The 14,602-nt window shown below is 66.1% G+C and carries 13 protein-coding genes; 6 read left to right on the top strand and 7 right to left on the bottom strand.

All coding sequences use genetic code 11. The annotated features are described in order from the left end of the window. Positions 1-165: 165 nt before the first annotated feature. A complete protein-coding gene (locus IHE46_RS02150; RefSeq protein ID WP_192162949.1) occupies positions 166-927 on the bottom strand; it encodes an FAD-binding oxidoreductase in 762 nt (253 codons plus the stop codon). Positions 928-1,013: 86 nt separating this feature from the next. Between IHE46_RS02150 and IHE46_RS02155 the strand changes: the two genes are divergently transcribed. Both IHE46_RS02155 and IHE46_RS02160 read left to right on the top strand, forming a co-directional pair. Then, the gene (locus IHE46_RS02155) at positions 1,014-1,958 is read left to right on the top strand and encodes an ABC transporter ATP-binding protein (protein WP_192162950.1); all 945 of its coding nucleotides are present in this window, start codon (positions 1,014-1,016) and stop codon (positions 1,956-1,958) included. Beyond that, positions 1,955-2,734, top strand: a complete 780-nt coding sequence (locus IHE46_RS02160) for an ABC transporter permease (protein WP_192162951.1) — start codon at positions 1,955-1,957, stop codon at positions 2,732-2,734. The genes IHE46_RS02155 and IHE46_RS02160 overlap by 4 nt, the downstream gene beginning before the upstream one ends. A gap of 6 nt (positions 2,735-2,740) precedes the next feature. Here the strand turns inward: IHE46_RS02160 and folK are convergent, their stop codons facing one another. Next, on the bottom strand, positions 2,741-3,226 hold the full coding sequence (gene folK / locus IHE46_RS02165) for a 2-amino-4-hydroxy-6-hydroxymethyldihydropteridine diphosphokinase (protein ID WP_192162952.1): 486 nt from the start codon (positions 3,224-3,226) through the stop codon (positions 2,741-2,743). Further along, positions 3,226-3,585 (bottom strand): dihydroneopterin aldolase, encoded by a 360-nt coding sequence (folB, locus tag IHE46_RS02170; protein WP_192162953.1) that lies wholly within the window; start codon positions 3,583-3,585, stop codon positions 3,226-3,228. The genes folK and folB overlap by 1 nt, the downstream gene beginning before the upstream one ends. A gap of 145 nt (positions 3,586-3,730) precedes the next feature. Here folB and IHE46_RS02175 point away from each other — a divergent pair, with 145 nt between their 5' ends. From IHE46_RS02175 to IHE46_RS02185, 3 genes are read left to right on the top strand one after another with little or no spacing between them, the layout of a single operon-like run. Then, the gene (locus IHE46_RS02175) at positions 3,731-4,141 is read left to right on the top strand and encodes an OsmC family protein (protein WP_192162954.1); all 411 of its coding nucleotides are present in this window, start codon (positions 3,731-3,733) and stop codon (positions 4,139-4,141) included. Positions 4,142-4,195: 54 nt separating this feature from the next. Continuing rightward, positions 4,196-5,587: an ATP-dependent RNA helicase DbpA gene (gene dbpA, locus IHE46_RS02180; RefSeq protein WP_192163131.1), complete on the top strand. Its 1,392-nt coding sequence runs from the start codon at positions 4,196-4,198 to the stop codon at positions 5,585-5,587. A 28-nt stretch (positions 5,588-5,615) separates the two neighbouring features. Beyond that, positions 5,616-7,415 (top strand): tetratricopeptide repeat-containing sulfotransferase family protein, encoded by a 1,800-nt coding sequence (locus IHE46_RS02185; protein ID WP_192162955.1) that lies wholly within the window; start codon positions 5,616-5,618, stop codon positions 7,413-7,415. Here the strand turns inward: IHE46_RS02185 and IHE46_RS02190 are convergent. From IHE46_RS02190 to IHE46_RS02205, 4 genes are all read right to left on the bottom strand, one after another. Next, positions 7,412-8,710: a TIGR03862 family flavoprotein gene (locus tag IHE46_RS02190; protein WP_192162956.1), complete on the bottom strand. Its 1,299-nt coding sequence runs from the start codon at positions 8,708-8,710 to the stop codon at positions 7,412-7,414. The two genes, IHE46_RS02185 and IHE46_RS02190, sit on opposite strands and share 4 nt — an antisense overlap. Positions 8,711-8,903: 193 nt before the next feature. Then, positions 8,904-9,941 carry a hypothetical protein gene (locus tag IHE46_RS02195; protein WP_225562720.1) on the bottom strand — a complete coding sequence of 346 codons (1,038 nt, stop codon included), beginning with the start codon at positions 9,939-9,941 and terminating at the stop codon, positions 8,904-8,906. Positions 9,942-10,152: 211 nt separating this feature from the next. After that, positions 10,153-12,540: a protease pro-enzyme activation domain-containing protein gene (locus IHE46_RS02200; RefSeq protein ID WP_192162958.1), complete on the bottom strand. Its 2,388-nt coding sequence runs from the start codon at positions 12,538-12,540 to the stop codon at positions 10,153-10,155. A gap of 639 nt (positions 12,541-13,179) precedes the next feature. Then, positions 13,180-13,929: a helix-turn-helix transcriptional regulator gene (locus IHE46_RS02205; protein WP_343229974.1), complete on the bottom strand. Its 750-nt coding sequence runs from the start codon at positions 13,927-13,929 to the stop codon at positions 13,180-13,182. 38 nt (positions 13,930-13,967) lie between these two features. Here IHE46_RS02205 and IHE46_RS02210 point away from each other — a divergent pair, with 38 nt between their 5' ends. Further along, positions 13,968-14,600, top strand: a complete 633-nt coding sequence (locus IHE46_RS02210) for a flavin reductase family protein (RefSeq protein ID WP_192162959.1) — start codon at positions 13,968-13,970, stop codon at positions 14,598-14,600. The last annotated feature ends 2 nt before the right edge of the window (positions 14,601-14,602 follow it).

Raw genomic sequence — 14,602 nt, forward strand, 5'->3', positions numbered from 1 at the left:
TACCTGGGGAGGCTTGCCACATCCGCCGTCGACGTCCGGCAAAGTGCTCGCCCGTACTCATTTCGGGTGTGAGGTGCATCACAGGTGCCGCGGTATTCGACCAAAGTCGAATACCCAACTGGTCGACGGCAGAGTGTCTTTCGGGCGCCCCGTCAGGTCGTTCCGTCAGCGCGACGAGATGTATTTCTCGCGCCGGATCTGCGGCACCGGCAGGCCGAATTCCTTCAGCGCGTTGAACGCCGCATCGACCATGTTGGGGTTGCCGCAAAGGTAGGCGATGTCGCGCGTCGCGTCGGGCGCGAGTTCGGCCAGCACGCCCTGCACGTGGCCGCTGCGATCCGAGGGACGCGGCACGGCGCGCGGCTGGCGGCTGAGGCAGCCATGGAAGACGAAGCCGGGATGGCTTTGCGCGAAGGCCTCGAATTCCTCGCCGTAGAGCAGTTCGGTTTCGTTGCGCGCGCCATAGAGCAGCACCACTTCGCGGCCGCCCTGCGCCAGCAGCTTCTCGATCTGCGGCAGCATGGCGCGGTACGGCGTCACGCCGGTGCCGGTGGCAAGCAGCAGGTAGCGCGGATGCACGTCGCCGGCCTGCAGGCAGAAGCGCCCATAGGGGCCGCTGGCATCGACGGTGCCGCCGATCGGCAGCTCGCCGAGCAGCTTGGTGGCCGCGCCGCCTTCGACGTAGCTCACCGCAATCTCGATGCGCCCGATTTCAACGGGCACGCCGGGCGAGCTACCGTCGCCCACCGTGGCCACCGAGTAGCTGCGCTTGGTGGGCGTGCCGTCGTCGTAGTGGAAGTGGATCTGCAGGAATTGCCCCGGCACGAAGGCCAGCGGCTGGCCATCCACGCGCTCGAAGGCGAGGTGGCGCACGGTGGGCGCCAGCATGCGGCTGTCGACGAGGCGTAGCTGGAAGTGATCGGCCATGGATGATGTTCCGGGAAACGATGCGTGCGCCGGACGGCGCAAAACGGCCCGCTATAATAAAGGGCTGATCCGTCCCGGTGCATCCCATGAATTCCGTCCCCGCCCTCGTCGTCGACAACCTGCGCAAGACCTACGGCAATGGCGTGGAAGCCCTCAAGGGCATCTCGCTGACCGTGCAACCCGGCGATTTCTTCGCCCTGCTCGGCCCCAACGGGGCCGGCAAGTCCACCCTGATCGGCATCCTCTCCTCGCTGGTGAACGCCAGCGAGGGCGATGCGCGGGTGTTCGGGGTGTCGGTGAACCGGCAGCGCAACGAGGCGATGAAGCTGATCGGCCTAGTGCCGCAAGAGATCAACTTCAACCAGTTCGAGAAGCCGTTCGACATCTGCGTCAACGAAGCGGGCTTCTACGGTATCCCGCGCAAGATCGCCGCCGAACGCGCGGAGAAATACCTGAAGGAGCTACGCCTGTGGGACAAGGCGCAGATGCAGGCGCGCACCCTGTCCGGCGGCATGAAACGACGGCTGATGATCGCCCGCGCGATGATGAATGAGCCGAAGCTGCTAATCCTCGACGAACCCACCGCCGGCGTGGACATCGAGATCCGCCGTTCGATGTGGCAGTTCGTCAGCGGCATCAACGCGGCCGGCACCACAGTGATCCTCACCACGCATTACCTGGAAGAGGCCGAGCAGCTCTGCCGCAACATCGCCATCATCGACCACGGCACCATCGTGGAGAACACCACGATGAAGCAGCTGCTGTCCAAGCTCGATGTGGAGACGTTCGTGTTCGACGTGGCGGGCGTGCCGGGCGAACTGCCCGCGCTGCCGGGCGTCACGCTGCGCCGGGTGGACGAGCACACGCTCGAAGCGGAGATGGCGCGCACCCACGACCTCAACTCGCTGTTCTCGGCACTGACCGCGCGCGGCATCACGGTGACTTCGATGCGAAACAAGACCAACCGGCTGGAGGAGCTGTTCGTGCGACTGGTAGAACATGGCCGCAACGGCACGGAGCAGACCGCATGAGCAACGCATCGGCCAACCTGGTAGCCCTCAACACCGTCACGCGCCGCGAGATCGTGCGCATCCTGCGCATCTGGACGCAGACACTGATCCCCCCGGTGATCACCGTGACGCTGTACTACGTGATCTTCGGCAAACTGGTCGGCAGTCGCATCGGCAGCATCGACGGCGGCTTCAGCTACATGGAGTACATCGTGCCGGGCCTGGTGATGATGAACATCATCACGAGCAGCTACGCCAACATTTCCAGCTCGTTCTTCGGCGCCAAGTTCCAGCGCTCGGTGGAAGAGATGCTGGTGTCGCCGATGCCGCACTGGATCATGCTGCTCGGCTACGTGCTCGGCGCGATGACGCGCGGCCTCATCGTCGGCGCGCTGGTGCTGCTGGTCGCGCTGTTCTTCACCCACCTGCACCTGATCCATCCGTTGATGGTGCTGCTGTCCGTGCTGCTGGGCTCGGCGATCTTCTCGCTGACCGGTTTCATCAACGCCATCTACGCGCGGAAGTTCGACGACGTGGCGCTGGTGCCCACCTTCGTGCTGACCCCGCTCACCTACCTGGGCGGCGTGTTCTATTCGGTGAAGATGCTGCCCGAGCCGTGGCAGTCGATCTCGCGCGCGAATCCTATCCTGTACATGGTCAACGCGTTCCGCTACGGCGTGCTCGGCATCAGCGACGTGCAGGTGGGCGTGGCGATCGTGGTGATGATCGGCTTCGTGCTGATGCTCACCGCATTCGCGCTGTACCTGCTGAAGCGCGGCGTGGGGCTGCGCTCGTAGCCCCCGCTACGCGAGCGGCTCGGGCGACAGCGGTTCGCGCTCCTGCGGAAATGCCGCCCACAGCGCAGCCATCGTCCGGCCACTCACCGGATGGCGCACCTGCGGCGCGATGTCGGCCAAGGGCTTGAGCACGAAGGCGTGCTGCAGCTCCTTGCGCGGCACTTGCAGGTGGCCCGGCCCGTCGATCACGCGCTCGCCGTACAGCACGATGTCCACGTCCAGCGTGCGATCGGAGTAGCGCGGCACGTCGCGGCGGCGGCCATGGCGGTCTTCCAGCGCGTGCAGCCAGTCGTTGAGCGCGCCGGGTTCGAGGTCGGTGTCCAGACCCACCGCGAGGTTCACGAAATCCGCGCCGTCGAAGCCCACCGACTTGCTGCGATACGCCGGCGATACGGCGATGCCTCCGAAGCGCCCGCGCAGTTCGCCGAGTGCCGCATTGAGGTAGCGCCGCGGCTCGAGGTTGGAGCCGAGGCTGAGATAGACGCGTTCCATCAGCCGGGTCGCACGCCGCGCTCGATGCGCACGCCCACCGCCTTCGCGCCGCGCACCGCGCCGGGCTTGGACAGTTTCAGGCGCACCCAGGCCACGCCGAACTCCTCGCGGATGATCGCGGCGCAGCGCTCGGCCAGCGTCTCCACCAGGCCGAAGCTCGATGCACCCACATAATCGATCAGCCGCTTGGACACGTCCTTGTAGTTCAGCGTGTGCGCGATGTCGTCGCTGGCGGCGGGCACGCTGTTGTCGAACGCCATCTCGATATCGAACGACAGGGTCTGGCGCACGCGGCGCTCCCAGTCGTAGATGCCGATCACGGCGTCGATGCGCAGATCTTCGATGAAAACGATGTCCATGGCGGTGCCGCGGCAGGAACGGGGCCCTAAAGGGTCGGCGACTACAGGCGCAGATGCAAGCCGGCACGGTTTCACGCCAACGGCACGCAATGGCGCGCGCGACGTGTTAGATGTGGCAACCCCACCCCACAGCACGGGAACCGCAATGAGCACTCCTGCCAACGTGACGGCCGCGATCGCCAGCACGCCCTACACCGTCCGCCTGGGCGACGACCACGGCCACCAGTGGCTGGCCGACGAGCCGGCCGACCTGCACGGCGCCAACGCCGGACCGGACCCGCACCGGCTGCTGCTCTCCAGCCTGGGTGCCTGCACCTCGATCACGCTGAAGATGTACGCCGAACGCAAAGGCTGGCCGCTGGAAGGCGTCGAGGTGGCGCTGGATTTCAATCCCGATGGTGAGCCGCCGGCCGGTACCAACGTGATCCGGCGGCGCATCGCCCTGTACGGCAAGCTGGACGAGCAGCAGCGCGAACGCCTGCTGCAGATCGCCAACGCCTGCCCGATCCACAAGGTGCTGCGCGGCGAAATCCGCATCGATTCCGCACTGGAATAGGCATTCCGGGGCTTTGTACCCCGTCGCGGCGGCGGCGGCATGCGATCATGGCGTATGACCGCCTTCACCACGCTGCCGCTCAAACCCGCCCTGCTCGCCAGCCTCGAGACGCTGGGCTATACCGCCATGACGCCCGTGCAGGCGCAAAGCCTGCCGCCGATGCTGGAAGGCCGCGACGTGATCGCGCAGGCCAAGACCGGCAGCGGCAAGACCGCCGCGTTCGGCCTCGCCTTGCTGCAGGCCCTGCAGGTGGAAACCATCCGCCTGCAGGTGCTGGTGCTGTGCCCCACGCGCGAACTAGCCGACCAGGTCAGCAAGGCCATCCGCAAGCTCGCCGCCAACATCCCCAACGTGAAGCTGCTGACCCTGTGCGGCGGCATGCCACTGGGGCCGCAGCTGGCCTCGCTCACCCACGACCCGCACATCGTGGTCGGCACGCCGGGCCGCGTGCAGGAGCACCTGAAGCGCGGCAGCCTGCACGGCGGCGGCATCAAGGTGCTGGTGCTGGACGAGGCCGACCGCATGCTGGACATGGGCTTCAGCGAAGCGATCGACGACATCGTGGGGCGCATTGCCAAGCATCACCAGACGCTGCTGTTCTCGGCCACGTATGCCGACGAAATCCGCGCGGTGAGCGGCCGCGTGCAGCGCGACCCGGTGGAAGTGACGGTGGAAACGCCGCACGAGGAAACCACCATCGAACAACGCTTCCACGAAGTGGAGCCGGCGCAGAAGCTCGACGCACTGGCGCAGCTGCTGGCCAAGGGCACGCTCAGCGCGGAACAGGCGCAACACGCGCTGGTGTTCTGCAACATGCGCAAGGACGTGGATGCCGTGGCGCAGGAGCTGGACCGCCGCGGCTTCTCCGCGCTCGCCCTGCACGGCGACATGGAGCAGCGCGATCGCGACGAAGTGCTGGTGCAGTTCGCCAACCGCAGCTGCTGCATCCTGGTCGCCACCGACGTGGCCGCGCGCGGCCTGGACATCGCGGCGTTGCCGCTGGTGGTGAGCTACGACATCGCGCACGATCCCGACACGCATACGCACCGCGTCGGCCGCACCGGCCGCGCAGGCGAGAACGGCCTCGCCATCACCCTGGTCACGTCGCGCGAGCGGCCTAAAGCGGCGAACATCGAAGAACAGCTCGGCCGCCCGCTGCCGTGGCACCCGTTGCGCGTGTCGCCACCGCGCGGCAAGCAGCTCAATCTCGCCACGATGAAGACCCTGGTGATCGACGCCGGCAGGCAGGACAAGCTGCGCCCCGGCGACATCCTCGGCGCGCTCACCGGCGACGCCGGACTCGACGGCAAGGACATCGGCAAGATCGACGTGTTCGCCACCCGCGCCTACGTGGCGATCAGCCGACCGCTGGCGAACAAGGCTTTGGAACGGCTGCGCGCCGGGCGCATCAAGGGGCGCAACTTCCGCGTGCGCGCACTCCACTGATTCCACGAGCCGACCTCGCACAGCCGCCATGCCGCACGACACAAAGACGCCGCTGCCATTGCATGATGCCGACGCCCATGTTGCCTCGGGCAAGTCGCAGACGAGGTTGGGTTCGCTGGGCGAAGCGGCACGCAGCTATCGACAGGCCATCGCGCTCAAGCCGGACCACCTTGAAGCGCACTACCTTCTTGGCAATGTACTGGGAGCCCAGGGGCAACTGACCGAGGCAGCGGGCAGCTTCAGGCACGCGCTGGCGATCAAACCCGATTTCGTCGAAGCCCACGCCAGGCTCGGTCACACCCTGATGGCCATCCGCCAACCGCGCGAGGCCGAAGCGCATTTCCTGCACGTGCTGTCTGCGCGCCCGGACGATGCGAACACGCACAACAGCCTTGGCATCGCCTACCGCGAACTGGCGCGCCTGCCCGAAGCCGAAGCGTGCTATCGCCGCGCACTGGCCCTCAAGCCGGACTACGCCGAGGCGCACAACAACTTGGGCAATGCCTTGCGCGACCAGGGGCGCCGCAGCGAAGCCGAGTCCAGCTATCGACAGGCGCTGGCCATCCATGACCGCTTCGCCGAACCGCACTTCAATCTCGGCAACATCCTGCGCGACCAGCAGCGGCTGCCCGAGGCGGAAGACAGCTATCGGCGCGCACTCGCGATCAAGCCTGACTACCTGATGGCGCTCAACAATCTTGGCCTGTGTCTGAAGAAGCAGGGACGTGTGGAAGAAGCCTGCGCCAGCTTCGAGGCCGCGGTCGCGATCAAGCCGGATTTCCTGCAGTCCCTCTGCAACCTCGCGCCGTTCAAGACGTATGCCGCGGATGATCCGCACCTGCGCATGCTCGAGGACCAGCAGCACCAGCTGCCGGGTCTGCCGCCGGCAGGACGCGTCAACTACTGGTTCGCCCTCGGCAAGATGCGCGAGGATGCCGGCCGCCATGACGACGCCTTCGCGGCCTATGCGGAAGGCAACCAGCTGCAGCGCATGCGGTTCCCGCACGACGAAGCGCGCGAGGCGGCCCTGGTCGCGCGCCTGCGCGCTGTCTTCGATGCCGGCCTTTTTGCGCACCGGCCACTGCCTGACCATGCCGGCAACAGGACCCCGATCTTCATCGTCGGCATGCCGCGCTCGGGCACATCGCTGATCGAGCAGATCCTGGCCAGCCATCCCGGCATTCACGGAGCCGGCGAGCTGACCGACCTGCACGACGTGGTGCATTCCCTCGACGCGTCTGCCGCCACCTATCCTGAAACCGTCACCGCGCTCTCCGACGAGGCTCTGCGTCGCCTGGGCGAAGCCTACATGGAGCGCGCGTGGCGGCATGCCCCGCAGGCAACGCACGTCACCGACAAGCTACCGGCGAATTTCCTGCACGTGGGCATGATCCACCGGATGCTGCCCCACGCGAAGATCATCCACGCCATGCGCGACCCGATGGACTCGTGCTTCTCCTGCTATGCACGCCTGTTCGAAGACGGCCACCTCGATTTCAGCTACGACCTGGGTAGCGTGGGCCGCTACTACGTGCGCTATATCGAACTGATGCGGCACTGGCACCGCGTGCTGCCGCCGGGAACCGTGCTGGATCTGCGCTACGAAGACATGGTCGCCGATACCGAGGGCCAGGCGCGGCGCCTGCTCGATTACCTCGGGCTTCCCTGGGATGAGCGCTGCCTCGATTTCCACCGGAACACGCGCGCCGTGCGCACCGCCAGCATCGCCCAGGTGCGCAAGCCGATCTATCGGTCCTCGGTGGCCCGCTGGAAACATTTCGAGGCGCATGTCGCCCCACTGCTGGATATCGTGCGGGATTACCGCTAGTCGCCGGCGGCAAAATCAGCCGCATCACCAGGCACTGCAATTTCCGGCGCGAGGCGGCGACCGGACGTCAGCCACCGCGCAGCACCGCGCCCCGCTTGCACGCCACTCGCAAAACAGGCGGTGAGCAGGTAGCCGCCGGTGGGCGCCTCCCAATCCAGCATCTCGCCCGCGCAGAACGTGCCCGGACGGACGCGCAGCATCAAGGATTCGTCGAGCGCCTCAAGGCGGACTCCGCCCGCCGTGCTGATGGCTTCCGCCAGCGGGCGTGGCGCCTGCAGGGTCAGTGGCAAGGCCTTGATGAGCGCGGCCAGTGCGGCGGGATCGGCCAACGCGGATTTGCCGGCCACTTCGAACACCAAGCCGCATTTCGCGGCATCGAGATGCGCGCGACGGCGCAGCAAGTCGCCCAGGCTGTGTTTGCCGCGCGGCGCGGCAAGGCGCTCCGCCAATACCGCCTGCGTGATGCCTGGCGCGAGGTCGAGGTGCAACACGGCTTTGCCATCCCGTGCGATGCGTTCGCGCAGGTCCGCGCCGATGGCGTAGACCAGGCTGCCTTCGATGCCGTATTCGCTGAGCACGCATTCGCCCTGTCGCGATTGCGCAACTCCGTGGCGATCGGTCCAATGCGCCGCTACCGACTTCAGCGGCGAACCGGCGAAGCGCGTGCGCAGGTGTTCGCTCCATGCAATCTCGAAACCGCAGTTGGCGCTTTGCAGCGGCGCAATGTCGATGCCGGCATCGCCCAGAGGCGCCACCCACGCACCGTCGGAACCAAGCTTGGGCCAGCTCGCGCCGCCCAGCGCCAGCACCACGGCATCGGCCACGGCGATGCGCTCACCCTCCGGCGCGGCGAAGCGCAATGCACCGTCGTCGCGCCAACCCAGCCAGCGGTGATGCATGTGGAAGACCACACCCGATGCGCGCAGCCGATGCAGCCAGCGGCGCAGCAGCGGCGCGGCCTTCATGTCGGCGGGAAAAACCCGGCCCGAACTGCCCACGAAGGTTTCCACGTCCAGCCCGCGTGCCCAGTCGCGCAACGCATCGGCGTCGAACGTGCGCAGCCAGCGCGCGATCTCGTCGCGTCGCTCGCCATAGCGTTCGACGAAGCGCGCGAACGGCTCGCCATGGGTGAGGTTGAGGCCGCCCTTGCCGGCGAGCAGGAATTTTCGCCCCACCGAGCCCATGGCGTCGTACAGATCGACCGCGATGCCGGCCGCGCTCGCGGCTTCGGCCGCCATCAGGCCTGCGGGGCCGCCGCCGACGATGGCCAGTCGAGGAGAGGAGTCTTGCGTCATGCGCGCATGGTCGCATGTTCGGGTGCCTGAGCAACCGGCGCGCAACAGCCGCCGACCGGCATCCATCCGCCGCATGCTGCAGTGGAGCAACCCGGCTACGCGCTGCTCACCGAGCCGGCTTTCACGTGTGCAAAAAAAACGCCGGGGGGATCGCTCCCTCCGGCGTCTGCGTCACGCACCGATCGAAGCGGTATCAGTTCGATTCGGTGAACTTGATGGACGGCGTCGAGCCGCCCGTGGCGGTGCAGCTGCCCAGGTTCAGGTTGTTGCTCTCGCCGGTCGTGCCCGAGTCGGCCACGCAGGACGGTGCACTGGTGGAGCCATCGCTCACCGCGAGGTTCACCGTGATGGAGCTGCCGCTGTTGAACTCCGCTTCGGAGCCGCCGGCGTTGCCCACCACATTGAACTCGCCGGTGTTCCACACCTTCGAGATATACAGTTTGCTGTCGCTCTGGGTGGTGCTATAGGCATCGCCGTCGTAGGTGACGACGGCCGTGTCGTTGCCGCCCGAGGTTGCCGTGGCGGTCAGCTTCAGGCTGGCCAGGGCCGTGGCCGGGATATCCGGCGGCAGGGACGCCGCGCTGTTGCCGTAGCAGTCGCCTTCGCCGTCGCTGGAGAAGCCGCTCGGGCAACGGCTGCTGCCGTAGCCGATCAGCCAGTTCTGCATGAAGATCGCACCCTTGCCATTTTGCGAGTAGTCGGTTGCGTACACCCACTGCTGCCACACGGTGCAACCCGAATGGCTCTTGCAGGCCGACGTGGTCGAGGTGAATTGCGTGTTGAGCTGCACCGAATATTCGTTGGCGCCCAGGATGCCGCCACCGCCGTAGGCCGCCACGCCCACGCTCTTTTCGGAAGTCACGCCAGTCACTGTCGGAAAGGTGCCCACGGCGCTCTTGATCAGGCTGGAGGTCTGCAGGGTGTAGTCGTTGCCGTTGCCGGCAGTCTCCGGCGCGCCGAAAAGGTAGTAATGCGGCATGGGGTGCACATCGGAGCGGACCGCTCCGCAAACCATCGCCTTCCACACGATGCTTGGATACTGGGCGTGGAAGCAGCCTTCCGACGGCGTGGCGATCTGCGCCATGCTTTCGCGCCATGCTTCGCGCGCTACCGCCTCGATCGGCCCCACCTGTGCGCTCGAACCCGGCGCGGAAAAATTGTCGAACGATGCCGCGAAGGCGGCGGGAACGCATGACGCGCTGACAAGGCCGGCCAGAACTGCAAGTTTCAACGTTGTTTGCATCGAATGTCTCCCCATAGCTGCAATGAACGATGGATCTCGCCCCTGGACGATCCAGGAGTCGAGGCACTGCCGACAGCAAATGCACTTGCGAACAACGAAACGCTTGTTGCCAGTTCCTTCCCCCGATCCCGTTCCCCGCGGAATCATCCGTGCGGCCGCCCGAAAGGCGGCCGCACGGCTTCCTTACTTGCTTACTTGCTTACTGCACGTTCAACGTGACGTCGTCGAGCGTGAAGTCGGTGTTGCCGGAAGACGAGGTCTCCTTGCCGGTGAACTTGATGGTCACCGTCTGGCCGATGTAGGCGGACAGGTTGGCGGTTTCCGCGGCATAGCCGGTGTTCTTGTTGGCATTGGTGAACGAACCCACCGTGGCCAGCACCGTGCCCGAGCTGTTCAGCACCTGCACCGTGAAGGTATCGACCGCCGAGCTCTTGGTGGTGTCGATGTGCAGGTAGTACTGCAGCGTAGCCGTGGTGTGGCCGCTGGGGATGGTCACCTTCTGCGACACCGTGTCGGTGTGCGAGGTGCCGTAGCCGTCCAGCCAGGCGAACCACGAACCGGCATGCGAGCTCTCGCCGCTACCGCAGTAGCTGGCCGAAGACGAGCTGGTGTTGCACAGCGTGCCCGAGCTCATCGACCACGGCGAAGCCGTGCCGGTTTCGAAACCGGTGTTGCCGAGCACCTGGGTCGGCGTGCCGCCGCCGCCCGACGTAACCGTCACCGAGCCCGACTTGGTGTTGGTGGCACCGGTGCTGTCCGTCACCGTCAGGCTGACCGTGTAGGTGCCGGCCGCGGTATAGGTGTGGCTCGGGCTGGCCGAGGTCGAGGTGCTGCCATCGCCAAAGCTCCACGAATAGCCGCTGATCGTGCCGCCGGTATCGGTAGAGGTGTTGGTGAAGGTCGCGGTCAGGCCGCTCACGCTGTCGGTGAAGTTGGCCACCGGCGTACCGGTGGTGCCACCGCCGCCGCTGCCGGCCACATTGGCCACGAAGTTCGCGATGTTGATCGAACCGAAGCCGGTGGTGTAGTCCCAGCCCACCGCAGCGGTTTCGCCGCTGTTGTTGCCGGAGGTCACGTCATGGAAGTCGGTCGAGTAGTGCGAAGCGGCATCCGCGTAGATCAGCGGCGCGGCGAAACCCAGCGAGGACTTGGTCGCCAGCACGCGGGCCCAGGTGCCCACAAACAGCGGCGAGGCCAAGCTGGTGCCACCGATCTGTTGGGTGGAGCCGTCCACGATCACATTGGCGCCGCTGTCCGGGCTGGCGTCGAAGGCCACATCGGGCAGGCCGCGGTACTTGCTACCCGCGTTCTGGCCCACGCCGCTCTGCCAGCTCGGCTGCGGTTCGAAGGTGCTGGGGCTGCCGCCGGTCGCGCCTTCGTTTTCGTTGAGGTTGTTCCACACCGTTTCGTTGGTCCAGGTGGTGCCCGAGGTATAGAGCTCGGTACCGCCCACGGCCACCACGTATTCGGAATCGGCCGGCCAGCTCGGCACGATGCCGCCGGTGCCGCACTCGTCCGCGCCGCTGTCGCCGGAGGAGATCGAGAAGGTCTGGCCCTGGGCGTCGGCCTGCTCGAAGATGTTGTCGCCGGTAGCCGCGCCGCTGGTCTCCATGCCGGTTTCGCAACCGCCGATCGAGACGTTGATGACACGCGCCACATTGGCGGTGACCGCCGCGTTGAAGTCATCCACCAGCGGCTGGGTGTCCAGGCTGGAGGTGTCGTAGAGGTAGAAGGCCTTCACGCCGCCAGCCATGCCGGCGATGTCCTGGGTGTCCAGATCCCACTCGCCGTCGCCGCTGGTGCTTGTGCCGCCGCCGTCCACCGTCACCACGTTCAGCGGGATGCTGCCGAGGCTGGTGTGCTGGCTGAGGAACTTGGTGAAGTCGCTCTTGACGTTGGTCATGCTGCCGGAGGTGATCACGCCGACGTTGATCGTCGCGCCGGTCGCCGTGCTGCCCGCGTTGTAGATCGTCGAGAAGTCGGTCGGTGCATGCGCGCTGGCCGTGCCGCTGGTCGCGTTGGGATGCACGGGGGTCAGCACGTGGAAGGTGTGCACGGTCTGCAGACCCAGCACTTCGTTCACGATGCCCTGCAGCGAAGCCGGGATCTGCACGTCGCTGGAAGTGCCGTAGGCATTGCGCCCGTCATGCGTGTGCACGCTCACCAGCGAGGTGCGGAACGCGGAAGCGGCGGTGTCAGCGCGACCTTCCGCGGTCACCAGCTGGCGGTTCGATTCGACGGTGACGTTGTGGAAACCGGACTGGCGCAGGAAATCGGCAACCTGCTGCGCCTGCTCCTGGGTCGGCGCATACATCGCGTTGAACTGCGCGGGCGTGAGGTTGGGGTGGTGCGGATTGGCGACGAACGCATCCAACTGCGCCTTGTTGCGCAGATTCAGCGACACCGCGACGCGCATCGGGTGCGCGACATCCAGCGCGCCGACGACTTTGTCGCCCGCACGAAGGGTGGTGGCATGACGAATGGATGCAAACTGCGCTGCGCCGACGGCGCCCGTGGCGCAGACGGAAGAAGAAGCAGCGGCCATGGCGATGGCAGCGGCCAGTGCTTTCAAACGAACGTGATGCATGGATGACTCCCCAAGTTTTCGGGACGAACGGACCTGACGCGGTCGCGTGACCCCGTGGCAATAAATATGTCGCACACGTGCGACTCCGGATTTCGGCTTGCCAGACGGCTCCCGAGCACCCTTCTGCGGTCGTGCCGCTCCCCCTGAGAGGCTCCCTCTCACGGACGACCCTGGGTTTCGCTCGACGGCATCCACCCCTATGGATGCCGCTCGGAACCATTCGCCATATTCCCCATGACGAATCGCTCGACCCTACGCAATCGAATTTGCACGCGTCAATATCAGGAACTGCAAATGCAAACCGACGACACATAAATTGTTCATGCTCACTTCATCTTGCGTTGTTCACCTATGAAATGCATGTTCAATTCGTAATTGAATACGATTATCCGAGATGTCGGACGTTATCGATTACGTCCAGGGCCTTTAATCACCGCGAAAATCCGGCTCGGCCCCAAGGGCATATTTTTGTGCCATTCGTCACGGCGAGATCGCATTAACTAGCCAATATCGAAACTTTTTACGTTTTGGCTATTTTGTTCGATCCAATCGTTTCAAACGTAACTTTGCATCCAGCACTCCAGCGAGTGACGGGCAGTCATTGCGACGGATTCAGGGACCGGATGCCAGCGAGACGTTTCAGCGCGCCGCTTCGTCCAGTCGCACGCCAAGTCGGGCCAGTCGGCGCAGGCCGTCGTCGCTGGGCAGCAGCGCGCGGCTGCGCTGGCTGCGGCGCAGCCAGCCGGCATCGAGCATGGCCGTGGTGATCGCCACGCCCAGCGGGCCGCCCAGGTGCAGCCTGCGCTCGGTCCAATCCAGACAGCCGCGACCGACGAGGCGCAAGAGCTGTCCCGGCGGAGTGCGGTCGAGGCCGTTGGCTATCAATGCCTCCGCGCCGGCAGCTTCGAAATGGAAACCCTGCCCATCGCTGCGCAACCAGCCGCGTGCGAGCCACGCATCGCACAGCGCCACGCCGAGCTGCCCGGCCAGGTGCCGGTAGCAGGTGCGTGCGCGGCACAGCGCGGGATCGCTGCCCTGCGGCCGCGGTGCGCGCGGTGCACGCGGCAGTGCCATCGCCTCCAGCCACGCCGCCGCATCGTCATCGGCGAGCCGGTAGTAGCGGTGCCTGCCCTGCTCGTGCACGGCAAGCAGGCCGCCTTCGAGCAGGCGTTTCAGGTGTGCGCTGGCGGTGGCCGCACCCACGCCCGCGACGCGCGCGAGCTCTCCCGCCGGACGCGCGCTGCCGTCCATCAACATCAGTAGCATCGCCGCGCGGGCCGGCTCGGCCAGCAAGGCGCCGAACTCGGCGAGCTGATAGCGATTGGGCAGGTCGGCGCGACTCATGCGCGCAGTGTAGTCGCCGCTGCGCACGCTCGTTTCGCCACACACCGAAACATCCGTCCGGCCATGCCGACGACACTGCCGGCATGGACATCTACCGCGCTCCCGACACCCTGCAGATCCGCCCCTCCATCCTCTACTTCGGCACACCGGTCGTGCTGATCACCACGCGGAACCCGGATGGCTCGACCAACATCACGCCCATGTCCTCGGCCTGGGCCCTCGCCGATCGCGTGACGATAGGTCTGACTGGCGGCGGCCAGGGCCTCGCCAATCTGCTGCGCGAACGCGAATGCGTACTCAATCTCGCCAGCGCAGCCATGCACGAATCGGTGGAACGCCTGGCGCCCACCAGCGGCGCCAATCCGGTGCCGTCGTGGAAGCACGGCTATCGCCACGAGGCGGACAAATTCGCACTGGCCGGCTGGCACGCATCGCCCTCCCTGCGCGTGGGCGCGCCGCGCATCGCCGAAGCGCCGCTGCAACTGGAGGCGCGCCTGCTGCATGTCGACGAACGTCCGCTGCAGGCTTGGCAGGGCGATGCCGGCGGCTACTTCACGCTGGAACTGGAAGTGTGCGAAGTGCATGCGCATGCCGACATCGTGGTGCCCGGCAGCTCGCACATCGATCCGCGCCGCTATCAGCCACTGTTCTACGTGTTCCGCCATTACTGCGGTGCTGGACCCGCGTTGGGCCGCACGTTCAAGGCGGAAGTCTGACG

The organism is Rhodanobacter sp. DHG33, from assembly GCF_014843005.1.
Classification (GTDB): Bacteria; Pseudomonadota; Gammaproteobacteria; order Xanthomonadales; family Rhodanobacteraceae; genus Rhodanobacter_A.